The sequence below is a fragment of the Streptomyces sp. 8N616 genome, assembly GCF_052246385.1.
Classification (GTDB): Bacteria; Actinomycetota; Actinomycetes; order Streptomycetales; family Streptomycetaceae; genus Streptomyces.
The window spans coordinates 1-3,044 of the sequence record NZ_JBQQBY010000081.1 but is presented as its reverse complement, the minus strand read 5'-3'; the positions used below and the strand labels follow the sequence as shown (position 1 = coordinate 3,044).

2 protein-coding genes are annotated in these 3,044 nt (G+C 70.3%); both read left to right on the top strand.

Features of this window, described 5'->3' with window-relative positions; all coding sequences use genetic code 11:
• Positions 1-76: 76 nt before the first annotated feature.
• Entirely contained in the window at positions 77-1,693 is a 1,617-nt protein-coding gene (locus ACTWQC_RS35655; protein ID WP_443320023.1) for an N-acyl-D-amino-acid deacylase family protein, read from the top strand.
• A gap of 96 nt (positions 1,694-1,789) precedes the next feature.
• Complete coding sequence (locus ACTWQC_RS35650; protein WP_443320022.1) at positions 1,790-3,001, top strand: pyridoxal phosphate-dependent aminotransferase; 1,212 nt, start codon at positions 1,790-1,792, stop codon at positions 2,999-3,001.
• Positions 3,002-3,044: the final 43 nt, after the last annotated feature.

The following is a 3,044-nucleotide window of genomic DNA, read 5'->3' as shown; positions in this document are numbered from 1 at the left end:
CATAAAGGGCGGGCGGGTGGGGAAAAGCCCGCGCCGTTAGGCGTGGGACGAGTCGAGCAGGAAGGCGGTCGCCGCCATGGAACTGGTCATTCGCGACGCGCAAGTCATCGACGGTACCGCCGGTCCCTCGTACCGCGCCGACGTCGCCGTCGACAACGCCCGCATCGCCGCCATCGTGCCGCACGGCTCCGGCCCGCGCCCCGCAGCCAACCGCACCGTCGACGCCTCCGGCCTCGCCCTCTCCCCCGGCTTCATCGACATGCACGCGCACAGCGACCTCGCCCTCCTCCGCGACCCCTCCCACGAGGCGAAGGCCGCGCAGGGCGTCACCCTCGAAGTCATCGGCCAGGACGGCCTGTCCTACGCCCCCGTCGACGACCGCACTCTCGCCCAGGTCCGCACCCAGATCACCGGCTGGAACGGCGACGGTTCCGACATCGACTTCGACTGGCGGACCGTCGGCGAGTACCTCGACCGCCTGGACCACGGCTTCGACGGCGAGGGCATCGCCGTCAACGCCGCCTACCTCATCCCCCAGGGCACCGTCCGCATGCTCGCCGTCGGCTGGGACGACCGCCCCGCCACCGCCGCCGAACTCGGCCGCATGAAGCGGCTCGTCGCCGAGGGACTCCACCAGGGAGCCGTGGGGGTGTCCTCCGGCCTCACCTACACCCCCGGCATGTACGCCTCCGGCGCCGAACTCACCGAACTCTGCCGCGTCGTGGCGGAGCACGGCGGCTACTACTGCCCGCACCACCGCTCGTACGGCGCCGGCGCCCTCGAGGCGTACGAGGAGATGGTCGCCCTCAGCCGGGACGCCGGGTGCGCCCTCCATCTCGCCCACGCCACCATGAACTTCGGCGTGAACAAGGGCCGCGCGCCCGAGCTGATGGCCCTCCTCGACGCGGCGCTCGCGAGCGGCGCGGACATCTCCCTCGACACCTATCCCTACCTGCCCGGCTGCACGACCCTCGTCGCGATGCTGCCGAGCTGGGCGAGCGAGGGCGGCCCGGACGCCGTCCTGGCCCGCCTCCGGGACGACGGGACGGCCGAGCGGATCCGGCACGTGATGGAGGTCGAGGGCGCCGACGGCTGTCACGGCGTGCCGATCGAGTGGGACACGATCGAGATCTCCGGCGTCTCGGACCCGGACTTCTCCGTCTACGTCGGCAGGACGATCGCCCGCAGCGCGGCCGAGCGCGGCGAGGAGCCGTTCGTCACCGCGCGCCGCCTCCTGCTCGGCGACCGGCTCGGGTCGACGATCCTCCAGCACGTGGGACACGAGGAGAACGTGCAGGCGATCATGAGACACCGCGTCCACACCGGCGGCAGCGACGGGATCCTTCAGGGCGACAAGCCGCACCCGCGCGCGTACGGAACGTTCCCGCACTACCTGGGCCGGTACGTGCGCGAGCTCGGCGTGCTGTCCCTGGAGGAGTGCGTGGCGCATCTCACGTCCCGCCCGGCCGCCCGGCTCCGCCTTCCCGACCGGGGCCTCGTACGCGAGGGCTACCGCGCCGACCTGGTCCTCTTCGATCCGGAGACGGTCGCCGCAGGCTCCACTTTCGAAGCTCCGCGGACCCTCCCCACCGGCATTCCGCATGTCCTGATCGACGGCCGCTTTGTCATCGAAGACGGCCGGCGCACGGACGTCCTCGCGGGCCGGTCGGTCCGGCGGGCGCCCCGGACGTAGGGCCGGGCCTTGGGCCCACGCGCGCGTGCCCACTCGTACGTCCGCGTGGCGGAAAACATCGCGCCGCTTCCTTCACACGGCCGTATCGTGTCGGACATGCAGGTGATCCAGTCAACCAAGCTCGCCAATGTCTGCTACGAGATCCGTGGCCCGGTACTCGAGGAGGCAATGCGGCTGGAGGCGGCTGGTCACCACATCCTGAAGCTGAACACCGGCAACCCGGCGCCCTTCGGCTTCGACTGCCCGCCCGAGATCCTCGAGGACATGCTCCGCAACGTGGGCTCGGCGCACGGCTACGGCGACGCGAAGGGCCTGCTCACCGCCCGGCGCGCGGTGATGCAGCACTACCAGACCAAGGGCATCGAGCTCGACGTCGAGGACATCTACCTCGGCAACGGCGCCTCCGAGCTGATCCAGATGTCGATGCATGCGCTGCTCGACGACGGCGACGAGGTGCTGGTCCCGGCGCCGGACTACCCGCTGTGGACGGCGGCCGTGTCGCTGTCCGGCGGCACCGCCGTGCACTACCGCTGCGACGAGCAGTCCGACTGGATGCCCGACCTGGCGGACATCGAGCGCAAGGTCACCGACCGCACCAAGGCGATCGTCGTCATCAACCCGAACAACCCGACGGGCGCGGTATACGACGACGAACTGCTGCGCGGAATCACGGAGATCGCCCGCCGCCACCGTCTGATCGTCTGCTCCGACGAGATCTACGACAAGATCCTTTACGACGACGCCACGCACACCCCGACCGCCGCCATCGCGCCGGACCTGCTGACGCTGACCTTCAACGGCCTGTCGAAGGCGTACCGGGTGGCGGGCTACCGCAGCGGCTGGCTGGCGGTCTGCGGCCCGAAGGCGCACGCCGCCAGCTACATCGAGGGACTGACGATCCTCGCGAACATGCGCCTGTGCGCGAACATGCCGGCGCAGCACGCGGTGGCCACGGCCCTCGGCGGCCGGCAGTCGATCAACGATCTGGTACTGCCGGGCGGCCGGCTGCTGGAGCAGCGCGACACGGCGTACGAGCTCCTGACGCAGATACCGGGCGTGACGTGCGTGAAACCGAAGGGCGCGCTGTACGCCTTCCCCCGCCTCGACCCCAAGGTCTACAAGATCAAGGACGACCGGCAGATGGTGCTCGATCTGCTGCGCGCCGAGAAGATCATGATTGTGCACGGTACGGGCTTCAACTGGCCGGAGCCCGACCACTTCCGCATCGTCACGCTGCCGCACAAGGACGACCTGGCGGACGCGGTGAGCCGGATCGGCCAGTTCCTGGACGGCTACGGCCAGCCGTAGCGGCCCACGCACCTCATCGAAACCTTGTGGCGGGGGGGGAAAA

Excerpts from the sequence above, each read along its gene's own strand:
- ACTWQC_RS35655 (WP_443320023.1), top strand. The coding sequence starts at position 77 with ATGGAACTGGTCATTCGCGACGCGCAAGTCATCGACGGTACCGCCGGT.
- ACTWQC_RS35650 (WP_443320022.1), top strand. The coding sequence starts at position 1,790 with ATGCAGGTGATCCAGTCAACCAAGCTCGCCAATGTCTGCTACGAGATC.